Origin of the sequence: Streptomyces sp. NPDC050704 (genome assembly GCF_040654355.1) — a bacterium.
In the GTDB taxonomy this organism is placed as follows: domain Bacteria; phylum Actinomycetota; class Actinomycetes; order Streptomycetales; family Streptomycetaceae; genus Streptomyces.
On sequence record NZ_JBFAHW010000014.1, the window covers coordinates 35,058 to 61,454 of the forward strand.

17 protein-coding genes and 1 tRNA gene are annotated in these 26,397 nt (G+C 70.7%); 2 read left to right on the top strand and 16 right to left on the bottom strand.

The features are described 5' to 3' along the window. Positions 1-135 precede the first annotated feature (135 nt). The gene (gene rfbH / locus AB0I18_RS10500; RefSeq protein WP_363105019.1) at positions 136-1,443 is read left to right on the top strand and encodes a lipopolysaccharide biosynthesis protein RfbH; all 1,308 of its coding nucleotides are present in this window, start codon (positions 136-138) and stop codon (positions 1,441-1,443) included. Positions 1,444-1,561: 118 nt separating this feature from the next. Here rfbH and asnB read toward each other — a convergent pair whose 3' ends face one another. The 4 genes from asnB to AB0I18_RS10520 all read right to left on the bottom strand — a co-directional run bounded on the left by asnB (position 1,562) and on the right by AB0I18_RS10520 (position 6,237). Then, positions 1,562-3,400: an asparagine synthase (glutamine-hydrolyzing) gene (gene asnB / locus AB0I18_RS10505; RefSeq protein WP_363105020.1), complete on the bottom strand. Its 1,839-nt coding sequence runs from the start codon at positions 3,398-3,400 to the stop codon at positions 1,562-1,564. A 36-nt stretch (positions 3,401-3,436) separates the two neighbouring features. Then, positions 3,437-3,694 carry an acyl carrier protein gene (locus AB0I18_RS10510; protein ID WP_363105021.1) on the bottom strand — a complete coding sequence of 86 codons (258 nt, stop codon included), beginning with the start codon at positions 3,692-3,694 and terminating at the stop codon, positions 3,437-3,439. 78 nt (positions 3,695-3,772) lie between these two features. Further along, complete coding sequence (locus AB0I18_RS10515) at positions 3,773-4,990, bottom strand: ketosynthase chain-length factor (RefSeq protein WP_363105022.1); 1,218 nt, start codon at positions 4,988-4,990, stop codon at positions 3,773-3,775. Beyond that, on the bottom strand, positions 4,987-6,237 hold the full coding sequence (locus AB0I18_RS10520) for a beta-ketoacyl-[acyl-carrier-protein] synthase family protein (protein WP_363105023.1): 1,251 nt from the start codon (positions 6,235-6,237) through the stop codon (positions 4,987-4,989). Before AB0I18_RS10520 ends, AB0I18_RS10515 begins: the two co-directional genes overlap by 4 nt. 510 nt (positions 6,238-6,747) lie before the next feature. Here AB0I18_RS10520 and AB0I18_RS10525 point away from each other — a divergent pair. Beyond that, positions 6,748-7,125 (top strand): hypothetical protein, encoded by a 378-nt coding sequence (locus tag AB0I18_RS10525; RefSeq protein ID WP_363105024.1) that lies wholly within the window; start codon positions 6,748-6,750, stop codon positions 7,123-7,125. A 112-nt stretch (positions 7,126-7,237) separates the two neighbouring features. On the opposite strand, the gene AB0I18_RS10530 is transcribed toward AB0I18_RS10525, so the two are convergent. The 12 genes from AB0I18_RS10530 to bldG form a co-directional block, all read right to left on the bottom strand. After that, a tRNA-Thr gene (locus AB0I18_RS10530) sits at positions 7,238-7,311 on the bottom strand. 122 nt (positions 7,312-7,433) lie between these two features. Next, a complete protein-coding gene (locus tag AB0I18_RS10535) occupies positions 7,434-9,044 on the bottom strand; it encodes an alpha/beta hydrolase (RefSeq protein WP_363105025.1) in 1,611 nt (536 codons plus the stop codon). Between the two features lie 176 nt (positions 9,045-9,220). Next, entirely contained in the window at positions 9,221-10,426 is a 1,206-nt protein-coding gene (locus AB0I18_RS10540; RefSeq protein ID WP_363105026.1) for a DNA polymerase III subunit delta', read from the bottom strand. A gap of 160 nt (positions 10,427-10,586) precedes the next feature. After that, positions 10,587-13,883 carry a dTMP kinase gene (tmk, locus tag AB0I18_RS10545; protein ID WP_363105027.1) on the bottom strand — a complete coding sequence of 1,099 codons (3,297 nt, stop codon included), beginning with the start codon at positions 13,881-13,883 and terminating at the stop codon, positions 10,587-10,589. A gap of 170 nt (positions 13,884-14,053) precedes the next feature. Continuing rightward, positions 14,054-16,870 (bottom strand): type I DNA topoisomerase, encoded by a 2,817-nt coding sequence (gene topA / locus AB0I18_RS10550; RefSeq protein ID WP_363105028.1) that lies wholly within the window; start codon positions 16,868-16,870, stop codon positions 14,054-14,056. Positions 16,871-17,343: 473 nt separating this feature from the next. Continuing rightward, positions 17,344-17,541 carry a hypothetical protein gene (locus AB0I18_RS10555; RefSeq protein WP_363105029.1) on the bottom strand — a complete coding sequence of 66 codons (198 nt, stop codon included), beginning with the start codon at positions 17,539-17,541 and terminating at the stop codon, positions 17,344-17,346. A 121-nt stretch (positions 17,542-17,662) separates the two neighbouring features. Continuing rightward, on the bottom strand, positions 17,663-20,089 hold the full coding sequence (locus AB0I18_RS10560) for a protein kinase (RefSeq protein WP_363105030.1): 2,427 nt from the start codon (positions 20,087-20,089) through the stop codon (positions 17,663-17,665). 206 nt (positions 20,090-20,295) lie between these two features. Continuing rightward, positions 20,296-21,813: a methyltransferase gene (locus tag AB0I18_RS10565; protein WP_363105031.1), complete on the bottom strand. Its 1,518-nt coding sequence runs from the start codon at positions 21,811-21,813 to the stop codon at positions 20,296-20,298. Positions 21,814-21,851: 38 nt separating this feature from the next. Continuing rightward, on the bottom strand, positions 21,852-22,445 hold the full coding sequence (locus AB0I18_RS10570) for a small secreted protein (RefSeq protein WP_363105032.1): 594 nt from the start codon (positions 22,443-22,445) through the stop codon (positions 21,852-21,854). 214 nt (positions 22,446-22,659) lie between these two features. Then, the gene (locus tag AB0I18_RS10575; protein ID WP_363105033.1) at positions 22,660-25,065 is read right to left on the bottom strand and encodes a sodium-translocating pyrophosphatase; all 2,406 of its coding nucleotides are present in this window, start codon (positions 25,063-25,065) and stop codon (positions 22,660-22,662) included. A 332-nt stretch (positions 25,066-25,397) separates the two neighbouring features. Further along, the gene (locus AB0I18_RS10580) at positions 25,398-25,841 is read right to left on the bottom strand and encodes an ATP-binding protein (protein ID WP_363105034.1); all 444 of its coding nucleotides are present in this window, start codon (positions 25,839-25,841) and stop codon (positions 25,398-25,400) included. 154 nt (positions 25,842-25,995) lie between these two features. Then, on the bottom strand, positions 25,996-26,337 hold the full coding sequence (gene bldG / locus AB0I18_RS10585) for an anti-sigma factor antagonist BldG (protein WP_003975386.1): 342 nt from the start codon (positions 26,335-26,337) through the stop codon (positions 25,996-25,998). Positions 26,338-26,397: the final 60 nt, after the last annotated feature.

Genomic DNA, 26,397 nt, shown 5'->3' on the forward strand with positions numbered 1-26,397 from the left:
GGGGTGACGTGCCGGTCACCCTGACACCGCCGCCTTGAGCACCCGTCGAGGGGCCGGCGGCACTTCCACCGCGGCTTGAACCGGGGTCGAAGCGTGTCGGGGAGGGTGGCCCCAACCGCGACGTGGAGGTGGACGATGGCCCGCGAGGCCAAACGGCTCATTCTTGAATCGGTGGCGAAATACCACCAGGAGACCGCCAGGGACACGGAGTTCGTACCGGGGGTCACCCCGGTGCTGCCGTCCGGAGCGGTGCTCACCGCCGAGGACCGGGTGGCGCTGGTGGAGGCGGCGCTGGACATGCGCATCGCGGCGGGCGTCAGCTCCCGCAGGTTCGAGCGGCAGTTCGCCAGGGCGCTGGGGCTGCGCAAGGCCCACCTGACCAACTCGGGCTCCTCGGCCAACCTGTTGGCCCTGTCGTCCCTCACCTCGCCCCAGCTCGGGGACCGCAGACTGAGGCCGGGCGACGAGGTGATCACCGTCGCCGCGGGTTTCCCCACCACGGTGAACCCGATCTACCAGAACGGCATGACACCGGTCTTCGTCGACGTCGAGCTGGGCACCTACAACGCCACGGCTGAGCGCATCGCGGCGGCGATCGGTCCGAGGACCAGGGCCATCATGATCGCCCACGCCCTCGGGAACCCGTACGAGGTGGACGTGATCGCCCGGCTCGCCGAGGAGCACGACCTGTTCCTCATCGAGGACAACTGCGACGCGGTGGGGTCCCTGCACCGGGGCAGGCTCACCGGTACCTTCGGGGACCTGGCCACGACCAGCTTCTATCCGGCACACCACATCACCACGGGTGAGGGCGGCTGTGTGCTCACCGACAACCTGGCGCTGGCCAGGATCATCGAGTCGATGCGCGACTGGGGCCGGGACTGCTGGTGCGAACCCGGCGAGGACGACACCTGCCACAAGCGGTTCCGGTACCAGCTCGGTGATCTACCACCGCAGTACGACCACAAGTACACGTTCTCCCACGTCGGTTACAACCTGAAGGGCACCGACATCCAGGCGGCTCTGGGCATCACCCAGCTCACCCGCCTCGACGAGTTCGGAGCGGCACGGCGCCGCAACTGGCAGCGGTTGCGCGACGGTCTGGACGGCACGCCCGGCTTCCTGCTGCCCACCGCCACCCCGGACAGCGACCCCAGCTGGTTCGGATTCGCGATCACACTGACCGAGGACGCCGGGTACGACCGCTATGAGCTGCTGCGTTTCCTCGGCGACCGCAAGATCGGCACACGGCTGCTGTTCGCGGGCAACCTGACACGCCACCCGGGCTATCTCGACCGGGAGTTCCGCGTGGTGGGCGACCTCACCAACAGCGACGTCATCCTCGAACGGACCTTCTGGGTGGGTGTCTACCCGGGGCTGACGAGCGAGATGATCGACTATGTGGCCGCGTCGCTGCGGGAGTTCGCCCACGGCGCACGCTGACGGCGCACCACCGCGTACGGACGCCGTGTGGGCCTGCCCCTTCAGGAGGGGCAGGCCCACACGGCGTCGCGGCGCGGACTTCAGATGGCGCGGACTTCAGATTCAGATGGCGCGGACTTCAGATATCGAGGACGACGTCGTACGCGCCGAGCCAGGCGTTGAGCCACAGGGCCATCTCGATCCCGCCGCGGGCATAGGGCCTGCTGACGTCGCCCGGCGCCCGGCCCAGGACCCGGCGCGCCCGGCCGAGGTCCAGCAACGGCCGTACCGGGGCGTCCGGATCGTTCAGCACATCGGCCAGTTCGGCGCGCAGGGCCAGCTCGTAGCGGGGGTCCTGGGTGGCGGGATACGGCGTCTTCACCCGCTGGAGGATCGACGCCGGCAGGAGATCGGCGGTCGCGGCCCGCAGCAGGCTCTTCTCCCTGCCGTCGAAGGTCTTCATCGCCCAGGGGACGTTGAACACGTACTCCACCAGCCGGTGGTCGCAGAACGGCACCCTGACCTCCAGCCCGACAGCCATGCTCATCCGGTCCTTGCGGTCGAGGAGCGTCTGCACGAACCGGGTGAGGTTGAGGTACGTGATCTCCCTCATCCGGCGCTCGGTGGCGTCCTCCCCGGGCAGCACCGGGACCTCGGCCAGGCCCTCCCGGTAGCGGGCGGCCCGGTAGCCGGGGATGTCCAGCTTCTCCAGCAGGCCCGGGTCGAGAAGACCGAGGCCGCCGAAGTAGCGGGCCGATCCCGAGGTGAGCCAGGGGAAGGTGTCGGCGGCGATCGCGCGTGGGTTGCGGAACCAGAGGTAGCCGCCGAACAGTTCGTCCGCGGACTCGCCGGACAGCGCCACGGTCGACCGCTGCCGGACGGCGCGGAACAGCAGATACAGCGAGGGCCACATGTCGCCCCAGAACGCCGGGGGCAGGTCGGTGGCTCTGAGGACCGCGGCCCGGATCTCAGGAGCCACCAGGTCCGCGCTGTCCAGCAGCACCTCGGTGTGCTCGGCACCGACGTGCGCGGCGAGTTCGTGGGCGAACGGCGCGTCCGGGGACGAGCGCACCGCGTCCGGCGCGAACTCCCGCCCGGTCGGGGCGAAGTCCACGGAGAACGACCGCACCGCGGACTCACTGTGCGCCGCCGCCAGCGCGGTCACCGCGGAGGAGTCGAGTCCGCCGGACAGCAGGCTGCACAACGGGACGTCGGAGACGAGCTGGCGCGAGACGATGTCCTCCAGCAGGCCGCGGACGGTACCGATGGTGGTCCGCAGATCGTCCGTGTGCTCGGTCGCCTCCAGGGCCCAGTAGCGGCGCCGCCGCGTGCCCTGTCTGCGAACGCGCAGCAGTTGGCCCGGGCGTACCTCCCGCAGGGCGGAGAAGACCGCCTGCTCCGGGGTCTTCACCATGTCCAGGGCCTCGCACAGCCCGGTGGCGTCCACGGTGCGCGGGACGACCGGGTTGGCGAAGAGGGCCTTGGGCTCCGAACCGAAGATGATGCCGTGCTCGGTCTCGTGGTAGTAGAGCGGCTTGACGCCCATGCGGTCGCGCACGAGGAGCAGTTCCTCGGTTCTGGTGTCCCAGATGCCGAAGGCGTACATGCCGTTGAGCCGGTCGACCAGTGCCTCGCCCCATTCCAGATAGGCGTGCAGGACGACCTCGGTGTCGCTCCGGGTACGGAAGCGGTGCCCCTTGGCGGACAGTTCGTCGCGCAGCTCCCGGAAGTTGTAGACCTCCCCGCAGAAGGTGAGCGCGGCCACCGTGCCGCCGCCCGCGTCGTACGTCATGGGCTGGGCTCCGCCCGCGCGGTCGATGATGGACAGCCTGCGGTGGCCGAGCATGACCCGGCGTGCCGAGAAGATCCCCGAGTCGTCGGGGCCCCGGCAGGCCAGGACGTCCGTCATCGCTCGCGCGGTGGGCGGGTCGGTGGAAGGGTCGCGCTCGTAGTCGACCCACCCGACGATGCCACACATCTGCTGTGCCCTTTCCCGAGTTCGCCGACAGGGAGGTCAGACCGACTGCGTGGACGCCTTGTTGATCTCGTCCAGCAGGGCGCGCGGTGTTCCCTCGACGTCGATGGCCTCGTCGGACAGGGTGACCCCGAGATCCCGCTCGATCCACCTGACCGTGTTGAACAGGGCGAGCGAGTCGTAGCCGAGCGACTCGAAGTCGACATCGAGAATGTCTCCTTCGAGGTTGACGTCCTCGTCCTCGCCGGCGCTCGCGCGCAGGACGTCCACCAGTTCCTTGACACCGAAGGCGGCCATGTTCCGTGTTCCTCTCGTCAGTGGTTCCGGTACGCGTGCACCGGTTGCCGCGGCACGCGTGTCGCGGGTCTGCCGTGGTCACGCCTCGCGACGGACGACCATGGCGGAGTTGAATCCGCCGTAACCGCGCGCGAGGACAAGGGCGTTGATGAGCCGGGCTTCCCTCGGCTCGCCCACGACCAGGTCGATGAGCTCGTCGTGGGCCGGCCTGCCGATGTTCACCGTGGGCGGGACGACGTGGTCGCGCAGGGACAGCAGGGCCGTCGCGAGGTCCAGCGAGGCACCTCCGGCCAGCAGCCGTCCCGTCATCGTCTTGGGCGCGGTCACGGGCACACCGCGCGGCCCGAACACGCCGGCCAGCACCTCGGCCTCCAGTCGGTCCAGTTCGGGGACACCGCAGGCGTCGGCGTACACGACATCGATGTCCTCGGCCGTGATCCGCGCTTCCTCAAGCGCCATTTCGAGTGCGCGCCTCAGTCCGGGCTCCTGGCCGGTGCCGGGGCGGGGATCGAAGGTCGACGCGTAGCCGGCCACGGCGCCGTACGGTGTGCCCGCGCCGCGCCGCGCGGCCGCCTCCGCGTCCTCCAGGACGAGCAGCGAGCCGCCCTCCCCCGGGACGTAGCCCGACGCCTCCCTGTCGAAGGGCACATATGCCCGGGCGGGATCCTCGACCGTGGACACCCGCCCGGAGCGGGACATGCACAGCCACCCCCAGGGGCACAGGGCGCTGTCCACGCCGCCCGCGAGCATCTGCGGCGTGCCCTGCCGGATGTGCCGCCGGGCCTTGGCGACGGCGTCGAGTCCGCCGGCCTGCTCCGAGACGACCGCCGAGCTCGCGCCGCGCAGGCCGTGCCGGATCGAGATCTGGCCGGTGTTCACCGGGTAGAACCAGGCGAACGCCTGGTACGAGCTCACGTAGGCGCCCCCTTTGCTCCAGAGCGCCTCCATCTCCCGCTGTCCGAACTCCATTCCGCCCGCGGACGCGGCGGTCACCACACCCATCGCGAAGTCCGGCAGCTCGCCGGGGTCGATGCCCGCGTCGGACAGGGCCTCCTCGGCGGCGACGAGCGCGAGACGTGTCATGTGGTCCGTCTGCGGAATCAGCCGGCTCGGCAGGTGCTCCCGCGGCTCGAAGTCCTTGACCTCGCCGCCCGTTCGGCCCGGATACCCCTCCGGTTCGAAGCGGGTGATCGGGCCGATGCCGCTCTCGCCTCGCAGGACCGCCGCCCAGTAGGCCTCGGTGCCCAGCCCGTTCGGCGAGACCGTACCGAGTCCGGTGACCACGGGTGCCTTCATCGGGTGGTCCAATCCGGTGTGGTCAGCACGATCGCACTCTGGAAGCCGCCGAATCCGCTGGCCACACTGAGCACCACGTCGGACGCCTGCTCACGGGCCACCAACGGGACGTAGTCGAGGTCGCATTCGGGGTCGGGCTCGTGCAGGTTGGCCGTCGGCGGGATCACCGAGTGCTCGATGGCGAGAACGGAGGCGGCCACCTCCAGCGCGCAGATCGCTCCGAGGGAGTGCCCGATCATGGACTTGATCGAACTGATGGGGGTGCGGTAGGCGTGCTCGCCGAGACTGCGCTTGTACGCCATGGTCTCGTGCAGGTCGTTCTGCTTCGTCGACGAGCCATGGGCGTTGACGTAGCCGACATCGGCCGGGTTCGCCTCGGCGCGGTCGAGGGCCACGGTGATGGCCTCGGCCAGTTCCCTGCCGTCCGGACGCAGTCCGGTCATGCTGAAGGCGTTCGCGCGGGTCGCGTGCCCCGCGATCTCGGCGTAGACGCGGGCGCCCCTGCGGCGTGCGTGCTGGTACTCCTCCAGTACGAGGATCGCGGAGCCCTCGCCGAGCGCGAACCCGTTGCGGGTCCTGTCGAACGGGCGCGACGCGGTCGCCGGGTCGTCGTTGCGTGGTGTGGTCGCCCTGATCGCGTCGAAGCAGGCCACGGTGATCGGCGAGATGGCCGCGTCGGAGGCGCCGCTGATCATCACGTCCGCCGCCCCGTCGATGATCAGGTCGGCGGCGTGGCCGAGTACGTCGATGCCCGAAGTGCAGCCGGTCGAGATGACACCGACGGGCCCCTGCGCCTCCGCGAGCCAGGCAAGTTCGGCGGCCATGGACGACGGCGCGAAGTAGTCGTAGAGGTAGGGCGATCCGTGCGCCTCGTCGACGTGCCACTTCTTGCCGTTGTCGCTGACGATCGCGTACTCGCGGTCCAGGCTCTGCGTCATCCCACAGGCCGTACCGACCATGACGCCGGTGCGGTACGGGTCCATCTCGCCGAGCACACCACTGTCCTCCAGCGCCTCCTTGGCCGCGACCACCGCGAACTGCGTGGTGCGGTCCCATCTGCGGATCTCCCGCTGGCTCAGCCCCGAGGCAACGGGATCGAAGTCGCATTCCGCGGCCACTCTCGAACGGAACCCGCTCGCGTCGAACAGGGAAATGGTCCGCGTCGCCGTGCGTCCCGCGCAGAGCAGTTCCCAGAACTGCTTCGTACCGATGCCCCCGGGCGCGATCACGCCGATCCCTGTCACCACGACGCGTCGAGCATCGTGTCGTCCTGGCACAGCCTCTCCCCACTCCGCGCCGGCCGGCTCCTTACGTCCGAACCGGAGATCACAGTCTCGTTCGGGGCGTTCGAGCTTGCCTGGAGGAACAGCCGAACGGTTCCGCGGCCACGAACCCGGGATTTCCGCAGCTCGTTCGTTTCCCAATCCGCCACGAGTCCCACCGCGGGATGAGGCCTGTGCCAGGTCACGAACCTCGCGCCGACGGGCGAGCGCCCGGCTGCCACATCCGCTCACGCCCCGGCTGCTTCCGCTGCTTCGCCGACTGCTTCCACAGAGCCGCCTTCGGGACTGCGGTCGGCAGCTCACGCCTCGCACCGCCGACCTGCTCCTCACGTCGCTGAGCGTGCTGGCCGACCAGGCCTACGACGCCGACGACCTGCGCGATCAGCCCGTGACCAGGCAACGGCCGGCGACTGGGAGCTGTTCACCCCCTTGCCCTCTCTCACCTGGGCCACCGATCGGGACTGGCGCCGACGCATGGCACGAGCCTTCGCCGACCTGACCGACGACCTGGAGCACGGTCGATGGCCCCGACCGTCCTGCACAGCCGAGGAGATGGCTCTGCACCTGGCGATCGAGGACGCGCCCAGTTGCCTGGACGACATCGACGCTCGCGACACCACGCACAGCCAGTTGCCCGAGCACCGCGACGACTACGACTGGGACGCCTGCTCCGACCTGCTCTTCCAGGACCATGACGTCCTCATGCTCTTCGACGCACGCCTCGACGGCATCGAGGACCCGGACGGCGACGTGAACCAACGCCTGGGCATGGGAGACCTGCGCACTGCGGCATGGTTCGAGCCGTTCGGATATCCGGACGCCCTGGACCCCAAGCGCGGCTTCCGACGCTGACACAGAACCGAGACCGCTGATAGTCGCACGGCCCGCGCTCGCCATCGCCGCCCCGTCCGGCAAAAGCAAAAGCCCCAGGTCACGGCGAGTGAGAATCCTGGGGCTTCTACAGAGCCGCCTTCGGGATTCGAACCCGAGACCTACGCATTACGAGTGCGTTGCTCTGGCCATCTGAGCTAAGGCGGCGCGCTGCTGACTATGGTGCGATCGGCAACGTCGGAAAGTCTACACAGTTTCCGGGGGTGCTCCGTACCCACCCTGGAACGCCCCCCGGGCCGCCCCCGGAACACACCCGAGCCGCCCCGCGATCAGGTCGCTGAGCAGCGCTTTCCCTTCGCCGGAGGGGTGCCCTTCAGGAGGTAGCGGTTGATCGCGGAGTCGATGCAGGCGCTGCCGCGTCCGTACGCCGTGTGGCCGTCGCCGTCGTAGGTGAGCAGGGTGCCGGAGGAGAGCTGCCCGGCGAGGGAGCGGGCCCAGCGGTAGGGGGTCGCCGGGTCGCGGGTGGTGCCGACGACCACGATGGGGGCGGCGCCCTTCGCCTCGATGCGGTGGGGTTCGCCGGTCGGGCCCACGGGCCAGTACGCGCAGTTCAGGGAGGCCCAGGCGAGGCCCTCGCCGAAGACCGGGGAGGCCTTTTCGAAGGAGGGGACGGCTGCCTTCACCTCCTCGGGGGAGGAGAAGGCGGCCGGCAGGTCCAGGCAGTTGACCGCCGCGTTGGCGAACATCAGGTTCGCGTACCGGCCATCGGCGTCGCGCTCGTAGTAGCTGTCGGAGAGGCCGAGCAGGCCCGCGCCGTCCTTGTCCCGCATGGCCGTGGTGAGGGCCTCGCGCAGTCGCGGCCAGGCCCCCTCGTCGTACATCGCCGCGATGACGCCCGTCGTGGCGAGCGCCTCGCCCAGTGTGCGGCCGTCCGCGTCGCCCGCCTCGATGGGCGCCGCGTCCAGCCGCCGGAAGAAGGCCTTCAGGTTCCTGCCGGCCTGCTCCGTCGTCGTACGCGAGCCGCCGAGCGGGCAGTCGGACCGGCGCACGCAGTCCTTGGCGAAGGACCGGAAGGCCGTCTCGAACCCGGCCGTCTGGTCCTCGTTCATCCTCCGTGCGGGCAGGGACGGGTCCAGCGCGCCGTCCAGGACCAGCCGGCCCACCCGGTCCGGATACAGGCCTGCGTACGTCGCCCCGAGGAACGTGCCGTACGAAGCACCCACGTACGTCAGCTTCCTGTCGCCCAGCGCGGCGCGCACCAGGTCCATGTCGCGGGCCGCCTCGACCGTGGACACATGGCGCAGCAGTCCGGCCGAGCGCCGCCCGCACCCCTCCGCGAACCCCTTGAAGGCATCGACCAGTTCCCCGGTCTCGCGCGGGTCGTCGGGGGTCGTGTCCGCCTGCGTGTACGTGTCCATCTGGCGGCCGGTGAGGCACTCGACCGGCTCGCTGCGGGCGACGCCGCGCGGGTCGACCGCGACCATGTCGTAGCGGGCACGGACCTCCGCCGGGTAGCCGATCCCCGCGTACGCCTGGAGGTAGCCGACCGCCGAACCGCCCGGCCCGCCCGGGTTGACCAGCAGCGATCCGAGCCGCTTGCCCGGTCCTGTGGCCTTCTTGCGGGCGACCGCCAGCCTGATGTCGCCCTTGGCCGGCTCGGCGTAGTCGAGCGGCGCCTTCAGCGTGGCGCACCGGAAGTCGGGGACACCGCAGGAGCGCCACTTCGGCCGCTGACCGTAGTACGGAGCCAGCGCCGACGGAGTGACCGTGGGCAGGGCGAGCAGCGCCGCCGCACCCGCCGGACTCGTGGAGCTCGTCGAACTCTCCGCGGAGCAGGCGGAGACGAGCAGCCCGGCGGCGGCGAGCAGAGCGCCGCACGCACGGAGAGACCGGTGGGCCCGGAAGGAGCGGAGTGGCCTGAGGCGGCGCCTGGTGTGCATCGACCGAGAGTAACCCTGCGCAATGGATCGATCGCTCAGAGTTGTCGACACGCCGCGTACGAGTGACGCCGTCAACTCACGGGCCGCCGAGCCTCTTTCGAGCCGGCCCGCGACGCTTCCCCGTCACTCCGCACTCCGCCCGCCAGGCCGACATCACTCCGTCTGCCAGACCACCGTCACCCCGCCCGCAACGCCATCGTCATCGCCTCCACCGCCAGCAGCGGCGCCACATTCCGGTCCAGTGCCTCACGGCAGGCGGCGATCGCCTCTATGCGGCGCAGGGTCGCCTCGGGGGTCGAACCGCTCGCCAGGCGGTCCAGGGTGTCCTGCATATCCGTGTTGGCGAGGGCTAGGTCCGTGCCGAACTGGAGGGCGAGCACGTCGCGGTAGAAGGCCGTGAGGTCGATCAGGGCCAGGTCCAGGCTGTCGCGCTGCGTACGCGTTTTACGGCGCTTCTGCCTGTCCTCCAGCTCCTTCATCACGCCCGCGGTGCCGCGCGGCATGCGGCCGCCCTGGGAGGCGCCGAGGGCCGCCTTCATGTCGTCGGTCTCCTTGACATCGCTCACCTCGGACATCTGCTTGGCGTCCTCCGAGGCCGCGTCGATCAGCTCCTGGGCCGCCTTGAGGCAGGCGCCCACGTCACCGACCCGCATGGGCAGCTTGAGGACGGCCGCGCGCCGCGCACGGGCGCGCTCGTCCGTGGCCAGGCGCCGGGCGCGCCCGATGTGGCCCTGAGTGACACGGGCCACGACGGCCGCCACGTCCGGCTCGATGCCGTCACGGCGTACGAGGACGTCGGCGACCGCGGCCACCGGCGGCGTCCGGAGCGTGAGGTGGCGGCAGCGGGAGCGGATGGTGGGCAGCACGTCCTCCAGGGAGGGTGCGCAGAGGAGCCAGACCGTGCGGGGGGCGGGCTCTTCGACTGCCTTCAGCAGCACGTTGCCCGCGCCCTCCGTGAGGCGGTCGGCGTCCTCCAGGACGATGACCTGCCAGCGGCCGACCGCCGGCGACAGCTGGGCGCGGCGGACCAGGTCGCGGGTCTCCTTCACACCGATGGAGAGCAGGTCGGTGCGGATGATCTGCACGTCGGCGTGGGTGCCGATCAGGCTCGTGTGGCAGCCGTCGCAGAATCCGCAGCCGGGGACTCCGCCGAGGGCCCGGTCGGGGCTCACGCACTGCAGGGCCGCCGCGAAGGCCCGCGCCGCGGTGGAACGGCCCGAACCCGGCGGGCCCGTGAAGAGCCAGGCGTGCGTCATCCTCGACGCCTCGGGCCGCGGGGTGTCCGCCGCCACCGCCGTGACCAGGGCGTCGGCGTCCCGGGCGGCGGCGCCGAGCTGCGCGCTCACCTTCTCCTGGCCCACCAGGTCGTCCCATACGGTCATGGGGTGCCGCCCTTCCGTCGCACCGGTGCCCTGCCGCGATCCATTGTGCGGGAGGGCACTGACAACGACGGTCCGTGCTCGGGCCGGCCGAGGAGGAAGCCCCTCCCTCGCCCGTACGTCACCCCGCTCCCGTACCTGCACCCGTACCCGTACCCGTACGTCACCGCCGGCGGCGCCCGCGCCCCTCGTCCCGCTCCTCGTCCTCACGCGGCCCGAGCAGCTCGTCCGCCAGCGTCGGCAGATCGTCCAGCGGGGTCTCCTCGGCCCAGTCCGAACGGGGACGCCGTCGAGGAACGCCTTCCTCGTCGACCTGCGGCAGCTCGCGGGTGCGGTCGTCGGGGCCGCGCCCACCGGAGCTGCCGGAGCCACGGCCGTCGGACCCACGGCCCTGCGAGCCGCGGTCGGCCCCCGGCCGCTCGTCGCGGAAGTACCCCGGAGGCACCCGGTCCGCCGGACCGCTGTCCTGGCCGCCGCCACGCTCCTCCCGTACGTCCCGTACGGGAGGAAGAACCGCTGTCTCGTCGGCTCCGGAATCCGGCCGGACCGGAGGCAGCACCGCCGTCTCGTCGGCGGCTCCCCGCGGCTCCGGAGGCTGCGGCAGAACGGCCGTCTCCTCGGCGTCGGGCCCGGTGGCGGGACCGCCAGTGCCGCCAGTGGGTCCGGCGTCATGGGGCGGTACCGGAGGCAGCACGGCCGTCTCGTCGGCCGGCCCTCCGGAGGCGTTCGTGGGCGTCACGACGGGCGTCGGCACGGTGGTCTCGTTGTCGGCGTTGTCGGCGTTGTCGGCGTTGTCGGCGTTGTCGGCGTTCCCGGGGGCACCCGCCGGGGCGTTGACGCCTTCCTCGGCTTCCTCGGCGGCAGCCACGGAAGCGGCCAGGGCAGCGGCCGCCTCCGCCCGCCGGACCTCCTCGGCGCGCAGCAGCGCCTCCTCGGCCTTCCGCTGCTTCTCCAGCCGGCGCGCCTCCGCCTCGGCCCGGAGCCGCGCCTCCTCCTCGGCCTGCTTGCGGCGGCGCTCCTCCTCGGCCTTGAGCACCTGCTCCTCCGCGAGCCGCCGCGCCCGCTCCTCCTCGGCCCGCTGACGCGCCTCTTCGGCACGCTGCCGGGCTTCCTCGGCCTGCCGCTCGGCCTCGCGCCGCTGGGCCTCCTCCAGCTCGCGCTGCTTGCGCTCCTCTTCCTCCGCGCGCAGCCGGGCGAGCTGCTCCTGGCGCTCGCGCTCCAGCCGCTCCTCCTCGGCCTTGCGGGCGGCCTCTTCCTCGGCGCGCCGCCGCGCCTCTTCCTCGGCCGCCCTGCGCGCCTCCTCCTGGGCCTTCACCTCGGCCTCGGAGAGCGGCAGCATCACGTCGAGACGGTGCCGTATCACCGTCGTGACGGTCTCGGGCTCCTGCCCGCCGTCGACCACCAGGTAGCGGGTGGGGTCGGCGGCGGCGAGTGTCAGGAAACCGGACCGCACGCGCGCGTGGAACTCGGCAGGCTCCGACTCCAGCCGGTCCGGCGCCTCCGTGAACCGCTCCCGTGCCGCCTCCGGCGACACATCCAGCAGCACGGTCAGGTGCGGCACCAGCCCATCGGTGGCCCATCGCGAGATCCGCGCGATCTCGGTCGGGGACAGATCACGGCCGGCCCCCTGGTACGCCACGGAGGAGTCGATGTACCGGTCGGAGATGACCACCGCACCCCGCTCCAGCGCGGGCCGCACCACGGTGTCCACGTGCTCGGCGCGGTCGGCGGCGTACAGCAGCGCCTCCGCGCGGTTCGAAAGCCCCGCCGACGACACGTCGAGCAGGATCGACCGCAGTCGCTTCCCGACGGGCGTGGCGCCCGGCTCGCGGGTCACCACGACCTCGTGCCCCTTGGCCCGGATCCAGTCCGCGAGCGCCTCCGCCTGGGTGGACTTCCCGGCGCCGTCACCGCCCTCCAGAGCGATGAAGAACCCGTTCGGGGCAAGTGCCTGCGCCGGATCGTCGCCGCCCCGCAGCGCGTCCCGCAGGTCGTGCCGCAGCGGTACTCCGGCGCGGTCGTCGGCCTTGGCCAGCACCAGGGCGGCGACCGGCAGCAGCAGCGCGCCGACCAGCATCAGGGTGAAGGCCGCACCGCCGTGGTCGAACACGAACTTGCCGTTTTCCAGACGATGCCGCCCGATCACGGCGGCCACCGCAGGGGCCACCAGCGCTCCCAGGGCGACGAAGACCCGCACGACCGCGTGCAGGTGCTCCGTCGTGCGCGCCCGCCGGTAGTCCTCGGCCTCCTGGTCGAGCAGTGCGTGTCCGGTGTTCGCGGCGACACCCGCACCGACGCCCGCGAGCCCTGTGATCAGGATCACCGTGGTGACGTCCGGGACGAGCCCGGCGGCGAGCAGCGCGATGCCCGTGAAGGCGATCGCCAGGGCGAGCAGCCGGCGCCGCGACAGGGACGGCAGCAGCTTCGCGGCCGTACGGATGCCGATCACGACGCCGCCGGTCAGCGCAAGCGTCAGCAGCCCGTACGTCACCGGCCCGCCGCCCAGGTCCTTGGCGTGCAGCACGGCGACGGCGACGGCGGCCGCGATCGCCCCGGCGACGGCCGCGCAGGCGAGCACCAGGAGCGGGATCGCCCCGGTACGCCCGTTGTCGACGCCGGACCCCGTCTTGGGGCGGCGCAGCCCCTCCAGCGGCGACCGCGCGCGCGGTGTGCGGGCGTCGGGCAGTTCGAGGAAGGTGAGCACCGAGAGCGACGCGGCGAACAGACCCGCGGCGACATACGAGGCGAGCGCCCCCTGGTGCTGCTCGAACCAGGCGATACCGGCGCCCAGCACGTTGTTGACGAGCCCCACCACGACGAGCGCGGCTGCCGCGAGGGGCACCGCCATGAATCCCGTACGCAGCGACAGGCGCCGCAGCGCGTCCGTGTGGTCCGGCAGCGGGCGTACCGTCGCGCCCTCCAGCGGCGGCGCGGGCAGCAGCGCGGGCGCCGCGCTCTCGCGGCACACGGTCCAGAAGCGCTCGGCGACGCCGATCACGAAGGCGGTCACCAGGAGCACGGCCAGCGCGTCCTCGGGCATCCAGTCGATCCACAGGGGCGCGATGATCAGCAGAGCGGCCCGCACGCCGTCCGCGCCGACCATGGTCCAGCGGCGGTCGAGCGGCCCGTCCGGGGACGTGAGGGAGGTGAGCGGGCCGAGAAGTACGGCCCCGAAGAGCAGCGTCGCGAGAATCCGCGCCCCGAAGACGGCCGATACGGCGAGGGCCACTCCGCGGTAGTCGCCCCCGAAGGAGCCCGCGGCGATCGCCGCCTGAAAGGCGAGCACGACCAGGACGAGCAGCGCGAGGGCGTCACCGACACCGCTCACCAGCTGAGCGCTCCAGAGCCGCCTCAACTGGGGTAGGCGCAGTAGCGCCCGGACGGCGCGCTCCCGTGAATCTGCGACCAGGGCGTCGTCGGGGGCCGGATTGTGGGCCGTTGGCTGCTCGGCTCGCGTCATCCTGACAGCCTATCCGGACGGGCTCACTCCCCGAATAGGCGCCCGAACATGCGAACGTCCCGACACCACCTGGTGCCAGGACGTTCGTTTCGCGAACCGAAGGTGAAGGACAAGGTGCAGGACCCGGTCCTCACCGAACCCTCACCCGAACCTCACCGCAAGCGGCCGGCTCAGTCCTCGGCGGTCGCCTTGGAAGCCGTCGCCTTCTTCGCGGTCGTCTTCTTGGCAGTGGTCTTCTTTGCCGCCGTTTTCGTGGCCGCGGTCTTCTTGGCTGCCGTTTTCTTCGCCGGAGCCTTCTTGGCGGGTGCCTTCTTCGCCGTCTTCTTGGCGGGGCCCTTCGCCCGCTTCTCCGCGAGCAGTTCGTAGCCCCGCTCCGGAGTGATCGCCTCGACGCTGTCGTCGGACCGCAGGGTCGCGTTGGTCTCGCCGTCGGTGACGTACGCCCCGAAGCGGCCGTCCTTGACGACGACCGGCTGCCCGCTGACCGGATCCTGGCCGAGCTCCTTCAGCGGCGGCTTGGCGGCCGCGCGGCCGCGCTGCTTGGGCTGCGCGTAGATCGCGAGGGCCTCGTCGAGGGTGATCGTGAAGAGCTGGTCCTCGGCGGTGAGCGACCGCGAGTCGGTGCCCTTCTTCAGGTACGGCCCATAGCGGCCGTTCTGCGCGGTGATCTCCACGCCCTCGGCGTCCTTGCCGACGACGCGCGGCAGCGACATCAGCTTGAGCGCGTCCTGAAGGGTCACCGTGTCCAGGGACATCGACTTGAAGAGCGAGGCGGTACGCGGCTTGACGGCGTTCTTGCCGGTCTTCGGGGTGCCCTCGGGGAGCACCTCGGTGACGTACGGACCGTAGCGGCCGTCCCTGGCGATGATCTGGTGGCCCGTCACCGGGTCGGCACCGAGCTCGAAGTCGCCGCTCGGCTTGGCCAGCAGCTCCTCCGCGAGCTCGACCGTCAGCTCGTCGGGTGCCAGATCCTCGGGCACGTCCGCCCGCTGGTGGTTCTCGGAGTCCTTCTCGCCGCGCTCCACGTACGGGCCGTAGCGGCCGACGCGCAGCACGATGTCGTTGGCGACCGGGAAGGACGACACCTCGCGGGCGTCGATCGCGCCCAGGTCGGTGACGAGTTCCTTGAGGCCGCCCAGGTGATCGCCGTCGCCGTTCCCGGCCCCCGCGGCGAGGCCGCTGTTGGGTACGACACCGCCGAAGTAGAACCGCCTCAGCCACGGCACGGACTGCGCCTCGCCCCGCGCGATGCGGTCGAGGTCGTCCTCCATCCTGGCCGTGAAGTCGTAGTCGACGAGCCGCCCGAAGTGCTTCTCCAGGAGGTTGACCACGGCGAAGGACAGGAAGGACGGGACGAGTGCCGTGCCCTTCTTGAACACGTATCCGCGGTCCAGGATCGTGCCGATGATCGACGCGTACGTCGACGGGCGGCCGATCTCGCGCTCTTCGAGCTCCTTGACGAGGCTGGCCTCGGTGTACCGGGCCGGGGGCTTGGTGGCGTGGCCGTCGACCGAGATCTCCTCGGCTGACAGCGGGTCGCCCTCGTTGACCTGCGGAAGCCTGCGCTCGCGGTCGTCCAGCTCGGCGTTCGGGTCGTCCGCGCCCTCGACGTACGCCTTCAGGAAGCCGTGGAAGGTGATCGTCTTGCCGGAGGCGCTGAACTCGGCGTCACGGCCGTCGGAGGACCTGCCCGCGATCTTCACGGTGACGGAGTTGCCGACCGCGTCCTTCATCTGGGAGGCGACGGTCCGCTTCCAGATCAGCTCGTACAGCCTGAACTGGTCGCCGGTCAGACCGGTCTCGGCCGGCGTACGGAAACGGTCGCCCGAGGGGCGGATCGCCTCGTGCGCCTCCTGCGCGTTCTTGACCTTCCCGGCGTACGTACGCGGCTTGTCCGGCAGGTAGTTGGCGCCGTAGAGCTGCGTGACCTGGGCGCGGGCGGCGGTGATCGCCGTGTCCGAGAGGGTCGTGGAGTCCGTACGCATGTAGGTGATGAAGCCGTTCTCGTACAGCTTCTGCGCCACCTGCATCGTGGACTTCGCACCGAAGCCGAGCTTGCGGCTGGCCTCCTGCTGGAGCGTCGTCGTACGGAACGGCGCGTACGGCGAGCGGCGGTACGGCTTGGACTCGACGGACCGTACGGCGAAGTCGGTGTCCGCCAGGGCGGCGGCGAGCGCGCGGGCGTTCGCCTCGTCCAGGTGGAGCGTGTTCGCGCCCTTGAGCTGCCCCAGCGAGTCGAAGTCGCGGCCCTGGGCGACGCGCTTGCCGTCGACCGCGGTCAGGCGGGCGACGAGCTGCGAGGGGTCACTCGAGTCGCCGGCGCGGCCGGTGCCGAAGGTGCCCGTCAGGTCCCAGTACTCGGCGGAACGGAAGGCGATGCGCTCGCGCTCCCGCTCGACGACGAGGCGGGTCGCCACGGACTGGACACGGCCCGCCGACAGCCGCGGCATGACCTTCTTCCACAGGACCGGCGAGACCTCGTAGCCGTAGAGGCGGTCGAGGATACGGCGGGTCTCCTGGGCGTCGACCATGCGCTGGTTGAGCTCGCGCGGGTTGGCGACGGCGCTGCGGATCGCGTCCTTGGTGATCTCGTGGAAGACCATCCGGTGGACGGGAACCTTGGGCTTCAGGACCTCCAGGAGGTGCCACGCGATGGCCTCGCCCTCGCGGTCCTCATCGGTGGCGAGGAAGAGTTCGTCGGAGTCCTTCAGCAGGTCCTTGAGCTTCTTGACCTGAGCCCTCTTGTCGGCGTTGACGACGTAGATCGGCTGGAAGTCGTTCTCGACGTCCACGCCGAGGCGGCGCACCTCACCGGTGTACTTCTCGGGCACCTCCGCGGCGCCGTTGGGGAGGTCGCGGATGTGCCCGACACTCGCTTCGACGACGTAACCCGGGCCGAGATAGCCCTTGATCGTCTTCGCCTTGGCAGGCGACTCGACGATGACGAGTCGGCGGCCGCCGTGTGCGGTCTCGCTGGTCGGGGACAACTTCGCTCTTCTCTCCGGTCGACGCAGGGGGTCTCGCCCCAGGCCTTGAACCCGGGGCTCGGGTCATGCTGACGCTGCGGAGTGTGACGGTACATCCCGCCCCCGTGTCAAACGGGAAAAGCCCGCAACGGCCACTCGAACGGTAACCCGACTCCCGCCATTCCTGCCGCCCGGAGTGCCGACCTGCCGATTCGGCCCTATCCGGAGGGTCACCTGTCAATTACCGGAAGCCAAGGTTCCATATATCCGTGGATCTTGTCCGCAGCCACTGGGAGGCGGCGATTCCCGGACACCCGGGGAGATCGTTCCCGGACAGGCGGAGCAGAACAATCCGGCTGTCGAGGCCGCCGTTCCGGCCCCCGCGAACCGTCGCCCCGCACCCCGGAGGTCACCGCCTCCGGTCCGGCGGACCGCCGCTCCGGGTCCCGTCGGCGGCCACCCCGGACAACAGGGCGCCGTCACCGGCCCGGCACTCAACTACGCGTGAAACACCACACGGCGAGGAGCAGCGCGGCCGTCCCGGCGAAGCCGGCGACCGCCGCCGACGCGACCGGGTTCGCTCCGTGCGCGACGGGGGCGCGGTGCCGCAGCCGGGCCGCGGTCCACAGCAGCAGCCCGCCGCCGAACAGGGCGAACACCGAGCCGGTGAAGATCGCGGGTCCGCTCTCCATGGTTCGTTCCCTTCGCCCTTGGGTGCCCAGAGTCGGGACGCTGACACCTCCGGGAAACGGGCACACCAACCCTGGGTGAACGCGGGACGGACAGCCCTTTCGGGCCCGGATGCGGAATCAGTCACACCGTGCCGGGCGTCGGTATCTTCTCGCTCGTCTCCGTGCCGTCGGTGCGGCTCACGGTGCACACCGCCTTCCTGAATCCGTCGTTCCAGTCGTCCTTGTCGGCCACCCAGCCGTAGACGCCCAGCTCCGGACCGGGCGCCCAGGTCGCCTCGAATTTGTTGCCGCAGAGCTTGTTCGAGTTGTCGACGCCCTTCTTGTAGTCCATGTTCTCCGGAGCCCGCACGAAGCCGATCACCTGATCGGTGTGCGGCGAGGCGCAGTCGGCCAGCGGGGCCTTGTAGCCGTCCTTCTCCTCCTTGTAGACCCAGCAGTCACCGATGCTCATCTGGCCGACCCACAACGGCGTTCCGGTGTCCCGGAAGCGCCCCACTTCGCCACCGATCGCGGCATGCCGTCCGAGTACGAGACATGCCGTACCGCCGTCGGCCGCGCCGAACCCGCGCTCGGTCGGCGCCACGGCGTAGAGGCCCGCGTCGGGCAGGGCGTCGGCCGTCGCCTTCCCCTGCTGCTCACAGCGCCGCACGCCCTCGGCCCGGGCGTCGGCGTAGTCGGTCGCCGTGTCGACGGCCACCACCTGCCCGTCCGGCCAGTCCTGCGGCCCGCAGCCCACGACGCCCAGGTTCGGCACCGACTTGAACGGCGCCCCCGACCAGACCGCCTTCACGCAGTCCCCGGCCTGCAGCGGCTTGGTGAGACCGACCTGTTCCCCGTACGGGTAGACGGGCCCGGCCGGATCCTCGGCGGCCTCCGAATCACCCGATGAGGGCGTCTCCGTCCCGCTGGCACCCGCCGTCCCGTCGCCGCCGAACGAGACGACCGCCCACGAGCCGCCGCCGACCGCCAGCACGAGGGCGACGACGATCGCCACGACCGCCCCGGCGGGGAGCTTGCGGCGCCGCCCGCCCGGAGGACCGCCGCCGGAACCGGCGACCGTGGCCGCCCCGCCCGCGTACGACGGGGGCCCGCTTCCGCCGTACGCCGGGGGCGCGCCGCCGCTTCCGTAGGCCTGCGGAGCGGCCCCACCGCTCGCGTAAGGCGACGGAGGCTCGCTCGCGTACGGATTCCAGGGCTCGTACGGCCCTCGGGACCCGGGCCCCCGCATGGAGCCGTAGGTCGCCTGCTCGCCCTGCACCGCGCCCGGCGGAGCGGGAGGAGGGCCACCCGGAGTGTGTGGTGTCTGCGGGGTCTCTGGGGTCCGAGGTGCGTACGGTGCGGGCGCGCTCTGAGGAGTGTGCGAGGACTGCTGGGGCGGCGAACTCCCCGGCGTGGGCGGACCACCCTGGCCCCTCGCGGGAGCGGATCCGGGTGTTTCAGGTGTTCCGGGTGTTCCGGGGCCCGGCCACGAACCGGAACCCGGCTGCCCGGCCCCGTATCCCGCGCCGGGCGCGGAGCCCGGCGTCCGGGCTGCCGCCCATGGATCCGCCGGTCCCGCACCGGACGTGGATCCAGATGTCCCGGGCGTCGGCCACGCCCCCGGCGCTCCCGCCTCCGAAGCAGCCGCCGCCCCAGCCCCCGGAACGACCCCGGGCGGCGGCCCGAAGACCCCGCTCGGCGGCCCCTGCACCACACGCTCCAACCCCCGCGCCACCGTCTCCGGCGCAGACCTGCGCACCGGGTCCTTCACGAGCAACCCGTGCAGTACGGGCGCCAGTTCACCGGCCCGCTCGGGAGGCGTGGGCTCCTCGCTCAGAAGGGCCGTCAGCGTGGCGTACTCCCCGTGCCGGTCGAAGGGCCCGCGCCCCTCGACCGTCGCGTACAGCGTGGCGCCGAGGGAGAACAGGTCGGCGGCCGGTGTCGGCGGTTCGCCACGGGCGCGCTCGGGCGCCAGATAGCCGGGCGTGCCGAGGATGCCGGCGGTGGCGGTGAGCCGGGGCTCGCGGGACTCGGGTTGCACCGCGATCCCGTAGTCGGTGAGCAGCACGCGCGCGTACGGATCACCCGAAGCGTCCGGTGCCAGCAGGATGTTGGCCGGTTTCACGTCCCGGTGCAGGATGCCGATCCGGTGCCCCGCGGTGAGCGCGTCGAGCACCCCGAGCCCGATCCGGGCCGTCTGCGCGGGCGACAGCGGCCCCGACCGCCGCACGACGGCCTGGAGATCGACCGCGTCCGGCACGAACTCCATGACGATCCACGGCAACTCCTCGTGCATCAGCACGTCGTGCACGGTGGCCACATGGGGATGTCCGCGCAGCCGCGCCGCGTTCCGTGCCTCGCTGCGGGCCCGTGCGATCCGCTGTGCGGACTCGGCCGCGTCCGTCGGCACATCGGGCAGGGTGATCTCCTTCATGGAGACCTCGCAGGCCAACTCCTCGTCGTACGCGAGCCAGACTCGTCCCATCCCGCCCGCGCCCAGAGTGCGCAGCAGCCGGTACCGCCCGCTGATCAGCCTGCCTTCGCCCTGGTCCGGCGTGTCCCCCGACATACGGCCTCCCCCGAGACAGCGCGTCTCCCCCGAGAACGCGTGAGTTCTGTCCCTTGAAAGGTAGCTTCGCACGTGCCACTGACAGCAGCCTTTTTGCGGACCAATCCCGCCAGAGCGGACACATGCGGCTCAGCGGTACGGATGCCTCCCATACGCACCGGGACGCGAGGCATCCCATCGAGGCATCGCGTCACGCCGGGTTCACGTCACCCGGCGGGCTCGAGGAATCCCTGCTCGACGAGCAGCCGGATCTGCGCGGGCGACCGGTCGCGCAGCAACACCGGGTCCTCCCCGACCAGTTGGGCGATGGCGTCCAGGATCCGCCCCGCGCTCAGCGTGCCGTCGCACACGCCCGCGAAACCCGCGCCGACCGTGTCCACCTTCGTGGCCCGCCGCATCCCGCGGTGCTGGCGCAGCACGACATGCTCCGGGTCCTCGGCGCCGGGCAGCCCGACCTGCTCCTGCACGACCTCGCCCGCGAGCTTGAAGTGCGCGGCGAGCAGCGCCGCGTCGTCGTGCGCCCGCAGGTAGTCCACCCGCGCGAAGTGTGCGCGCATGGTCTCGCCGAGCGGCTGTTCGACGGGATGCGGCCACTCCTCCACCACGACCGAGGGCTGTGCCGCCCCCGACTTGCGCAGGGTGATCCAGCCGAAGCCGACGGACTTCACCTTCCGCGCCTCGAACTCGTCCAGCCACGCGTCGTACCGCGCCTGGTACTCCACCGGGTCGCTGCGGTGGTCGCCCGCGTCCCGCAGCCACAACTCGGCGTACTGCATGACGTCCTGCACCTCGCGCTGCACGATCCACGCGTCGCAGCCGCGCGGCACCCAGGACCGCAACCGGTCCTGCCAGTCCTCGCCCTCCACGTGCTGCCAGTTGGCGAGGAACTGCGCGTATCCCCCTTCGTTCAGGCGGTCGCCCGCTCCTTGAACGATCGTCCGGCACAGATCGTCCCCGCCCATCCCGCCGTCGCGGTAGGTCAGCCGGGCGTCGGGAGAGATCACGAAGGGCGGGTTCGAGACGATCAGGTCGTACGTCTCGTCGGCCACGGGTTCGAAGAGGGAGCCCTCCCGCAGGTCCGCCGCCGGGGCGCCGGACAGAGCCAGCGTGAGCGCGGTGACGTGCAGGGCCCGGGGGTTGAGATCCGTCGCCGTCACACGCGTGGCGTGCTGCGCGGCGTGCAGTGCCTGGATTCCGGAGCCGGTGCCGAGGTCGAGCGCGGCGGCGACCGGCGTACGCACCGTGATGCCCGACAGGGTCGTGGACGCGCCGCCCACGCCGAGTACGACACCTTCCTCGGCGCTGCCGATGCCGCCGGCTCCGCCGACCGCGCAGCCCAGGTCCGAGACGATGAACCAGTCCTCGCCGCCCAGTCCGCCGTACGGGCGTACGTCGACCGTCGCCGCGACCTCGTCCCCGCCGACTCTGGTCAGCCACCCGCTCTCCAGGCAGTCCGCCACCGGCAGGACGTCCACCACGCGTGCGTGCGGCACGGGCTGCTGCAACAGGAACAGCCGCACGAGCGTCTCCAGCGGCGAGTCGCCCCGGGTGGCCCGGAGCGCGGGCACGGTCTCGCTGCGCGCCAGCGCCGCGTACGCGGGGGCGCCGAGCAGGTCGAGCAGCCCGTCGGCGCTGAAGGAGGCGCCGAGCAGGGCCTCGCGCAGCCGGGCGATGACGTCGGAGGGGCCGGCAGAGGGCAGGGGTGACAGAGTGGAATCGCTCACGCCCCCATTGTGGCCCCCGGCCGGCTTCGGGAGCGGACTCAGCTCTTGGTCGCCGCGGCCGTCCCCGTCTTGCAGCTCTCCTGCTTGGCGATCGACTTCTTGACGTCGCCCGTCTGCAGCTTCTGCTCGGCGACGAGCACGTTCTGGGTCTGCTTCTCCAGCTTCTTCATCTCGGTCGAGATGTCGTTCAGGCCGTCGGCGAACTTCGCCTGGTCCTTCGTGTCGAGCGTGTCCGTCTGCTTCTTCAGGCCGGCGTACGACGTGGAGAGGTCATTGAGTCTCTTGACGACGTCCTGCACGTTCTGCGCGCCGTCGTCCACGTCCGGGGGCGCCCCGGCCTTGTCGAAGGCCGTCGCGAGCGCCTTGTAGCCGTCGGACAGGTCCTGGAAGGCCTGGGAGTCGGTCTTCTGGACGGTCTTCGGCTCGTTGGAGCCCAGGGCGGTCTTCGTGATCGCGTCATTGGCGGCCTTGATCTTCGCGCCCTGTGCGGGCACCGCGTCGCAGACCTCCTTGGCCCAGGAGTCCAGCTTCTCGTTGCCGTCGTCGCTGCATCCCGACAACGCCAGTACCAGTACCGCACCGCCGGACAGTGCGGCCGCGAGCTTCTTGTTCACCGGTTTGGTCCCTTCCATGGCTCTCGGCCCCGGAACATACACGCCAAGTGGGCGACAGCAGCGTGACGAAAGTCCACTTCATCCGTTCTTGCAGCCATTTGCACCAAGCGAGAGAAGGCTCACGAACAGGGCGCGAACACACACGGGCGGGCGGGCGGCGCGTCCATGCGCGCCGCCCGCCCGCCGTCGAGTGGAACCTGACCAGGCACAGGGCCAGGCCTGAAGAAGACGGCTACGAAACCACCGCCGGATCCACGGACTTGGCGGTCCGCTCGGAGTTGCCTTCGTCACCCATGGCGATGCCGCGCCGCTTGGACACGTACACCGCGATCACGATGACGGCGATCGAGAGCACCGCGATGAGGACCCGAATGCCGACGCTCGCGTCGTCGCCGTAGCTGAATTTGACTACTGCGGGCGCGATGAGCAGCGCCACCAGGTTCATCACCTTCAGCAGCGGGTTGATCGCGGGGCCCGCGGTGTCCTTGAAGGGGTCGCCGACCGTGTCGCCGATCACCGTCGCGGCATGGGCCTCGCTGCCCTTGCCGCCGTGGTGGCCGTCCTCGACGAGTTTCTTCGCGTTGTCCCACGCGCCGCCGGAGTTGGCGAGGAAGACGGCCATCAGCGTGCCGGTGCCGATGGCGCCCGCGAGGAACGAGCCGAGTGCGCCGACCCCGAGCGTGAAGCCGATCGCGATCGGCGTCAGTACGGCGAGCAGACCTGGTGTGGTCAGCTCACGCAGCGCGTCCTTCGTACAGATGTCGACGACGCGCCCGTACTCGGGTTTCTCGGTGTAGTCCATGATCCCGGGGTGCTCGCGGAACTGCCGCCGCACCTCGTAGACCACGGCCCCGGCGGACCGCGACACCGCGTTGATCGCCAGCCCCGAGAAGAGGAAGACGACCGCGGCGCCCGCGATGAGCCCGACCAGGTTGTTGGGCTGCGAGATGTCCATCATCAGGTTCAGCGGCGCGTCCTCGCCGGAGACCTTCTCGCCCACTTCGTCCGCGGCCGTGAAGATCGCGTCACGGTACGAGCCGAAGAGCGCCGCCGCCGCCAGGACGGCGGTGGCGATGGCGATGCCCTTGGTGATGGCCTTGGTGGTGTTGCCGACGGCGTCCAGGTCGGTGAGCACCTGCGCGCCGGCGCCTTCGACGTCACCGGACATCTCGGCGATGCCCTGCGCGTTGTCGGAGACCGGACCGAAGGTGTCCATGGCGACGATCACGCCGACGGTGGTCAGCAGACCGGTACCGGCCAGCGCCACCGCGAAGAGCGCCAGCATGATCGACGTACCGCCGAGCAGGAAGGCCCCGTACACGCCGAGGCCGATCAACAGGGCGGTGTAGACGGCCGATTCGAGACCGATGGAGATACCGGCGAGAACGACGGTGGCCGCGCCGGTCAGCGAGCTCTTGCCGATGTCCCGTACGGGACGCCGGGTGGTCTCGGTGAAGTAGCCGGTCAACTGCTGGATCAGCGCGGCCAGCACGATGCCGATGGCGACCGCGATGAGCGCGAGGATCCGCGGGTCGCCGGACTTGCCGATGATCTCCTCGTCCGTGACGCCGTCCAACTCCGCGTACGAGGACGGCAGGTAGATGAAGACGGCCGCGGCCACCAGCACCAGCGAGATCGCCGCGGAGATGAAGAACCCGCGGTTGATGGCGCTCATCCCGCTGCGGTCCGCACGGCGCGGTGCCACGGCGAAGATGCCGATCATCGCCGTCAGGACACCGATCGCGGGCACGATCAGCGGGAAGCCGAGCCCGTAGTCGCCGAACGCGGCGCTGCCGAGGATCAGTGCGGCGACGAGCGTGACGGCGTACGACTCGAAGAGGTCGGCGGCCATGCCGGCGCAGTCGCCGACGTTGTCGCCCACGTTGTCGGCGATGGTCGCGGCGTTGCGCGGGTCGTCCTCCGGGATGCCCTGCTCGACCTTGCCGACCAGGTCGGCGCCGACGTCGGCGGCCTTGGTGAAGATGCCGCCGCCGACACGCATGAACATGGCGATCAGCGCGGCGCCGAGACCGAAGCCCTCCAGGACCTTCGGCGCGTCGGCCGCGTACACCAGCACCACACAGGAGGCGCCCAGCAGACCGAGCCCCACCGTGAACATGCCGACGACGCCGCCCGTACGGAAAGCGATCTTCATGGCTTTGTGCGAGACGGCGGTGAGATCCTTTTCGGGTTCACCCTCTGCCGGAGTCGCTTCCCGGGCCGCGGCGGCCACGCGGACATTGCTTCGTACGGCGAGCCACATGCCGATATAGCCGGTGGTCGCCGAGAACGCGGCGCCGATCAAGAAGAAGACCGATCGGCCGGCGCGCTGACTCCAGTCGTCCGCGGGCAGCAGCATGAGCAGGAAGAACACCACGACGGCGAATACCGCGAGCGTGCGCATCTGCCGCCCCAGGTAGGCATTCGCGCCCTCCTGGATCGCCACCGCGATCTTCTTCATGCTGTCGGTGCCCTCGCCGGCCGCGAGCACCTGGCGCACCAGGACCCCGGCGACGGCAAGCGCCGCAAGGGCGACGGCCGCGATGACCATCACGATGAGCCGGTTGTCGTCTGTCAGTACTGCGGCTGCGAAGGTTGTGGGCTGGTCAAACTGATGAGGGGTAGAAAGCCCCGCCATTCGTCCTCCTTGACGCTTGGACCGAGCTCAAGATGTGGACGGATTGTAGGTACCGGAACCTGATCAAAACAGTGCGCGGTAAGCGGAATTAGCCTTCACGTGCTCTTCAGCAAATGATCCAGGGGCCACCATGGGGCCCGAAAGGGGTAATGCCCCAAAAGCATTGACGCCTGACCCTCGACGAGCGGCGCGGCGTAAAGCTGATCGTATTGTTGATCGTCATGCGGATCGTGAATTGATTCACGAAAACCCGGAACACGGTCCGGACATGCGAAAGGGCCCTGCTGAGCAGGGCCCTTTCAACGGGTCGGGGTAGTTCCCAGGGGGTGGGATCAGGAAACGAGCGCGGCCGGCGGCGTGGTGGGCCAGCTCATCCTGATCAGACCGCCGTTCTCACCGGCGGTCACTTCCACGTCATCGACGAGGCCGCTGATGACCGCTAGGCCCATCTCGTCCTCCTCGGTCTCGATGTCCGGATCGTCGGCTCCGCCGTAGGCTCCTGGCGTCTTGTCGCCGGGAGCCGTATGCGGGGCCTCGTCGCCGACCTCGATGGAGAACTGCTTCTCCTCCTCGATCAGCGACACCCGCACCGGCGCCGAGATTCCGCCGCTCTGGTGCAGGCCGACGGCCCGGGTGCAGGCCTCGCCGACAGCGAGCCTGACCTCATCGAGGACGGCCTCGTCCACTCCGGCCCTGCGCGCCACCGCTGCCGCCACCAGTCGGGCGGTCCTGACGTGCTCGGGCAGCGCGCTGAAGCGGAGTTCAACGGTGGCCATGCATCCCCCTCGGAACTACGGGCGCGGTCGGGGGGCCGGGTCGCCGAGACTCCGGACTCCCCTCCATTGACTTCTGCCTCCCGGGCCACGGCCCGGGATTCGACTGCCGGCCACTGACCGACCGGTCAGTGGTGGTCGGTCAGCGCGTGGCCGCTCAGTCGGTGGCCGCCACCGCTTCTTCGACCGAGGTGTGGATCGGGAACACCTTGGTGAGACCGGTGATGCGGAAGATCTTCAGAATGCGCTCCTGGTTGCAGACCAGCCGGAGCGAGCCCTCGTGGGCACGCACCCTCTTCAGCCCGCCCACCAGCACGCCGAGCCCGGTGGAGTCGAGGAAATCCACGCCCTCCATGTCGACGACAAGGTGGAAACTGCCGTCGTTCACCAGCTCGACCAGCTGCTCCCGCAGCTTGGGCGCGGTATATACATCGATTTCGCCACCGACCTCGACGACCGTACGATCGCCGACGGTACGGGTCGACAGGGACAGGTCCACGGATCCTCCAGCACCTTGCTATCGAGCGGTCATCCCAAGGGACACCTCGGCAGAGCCCCC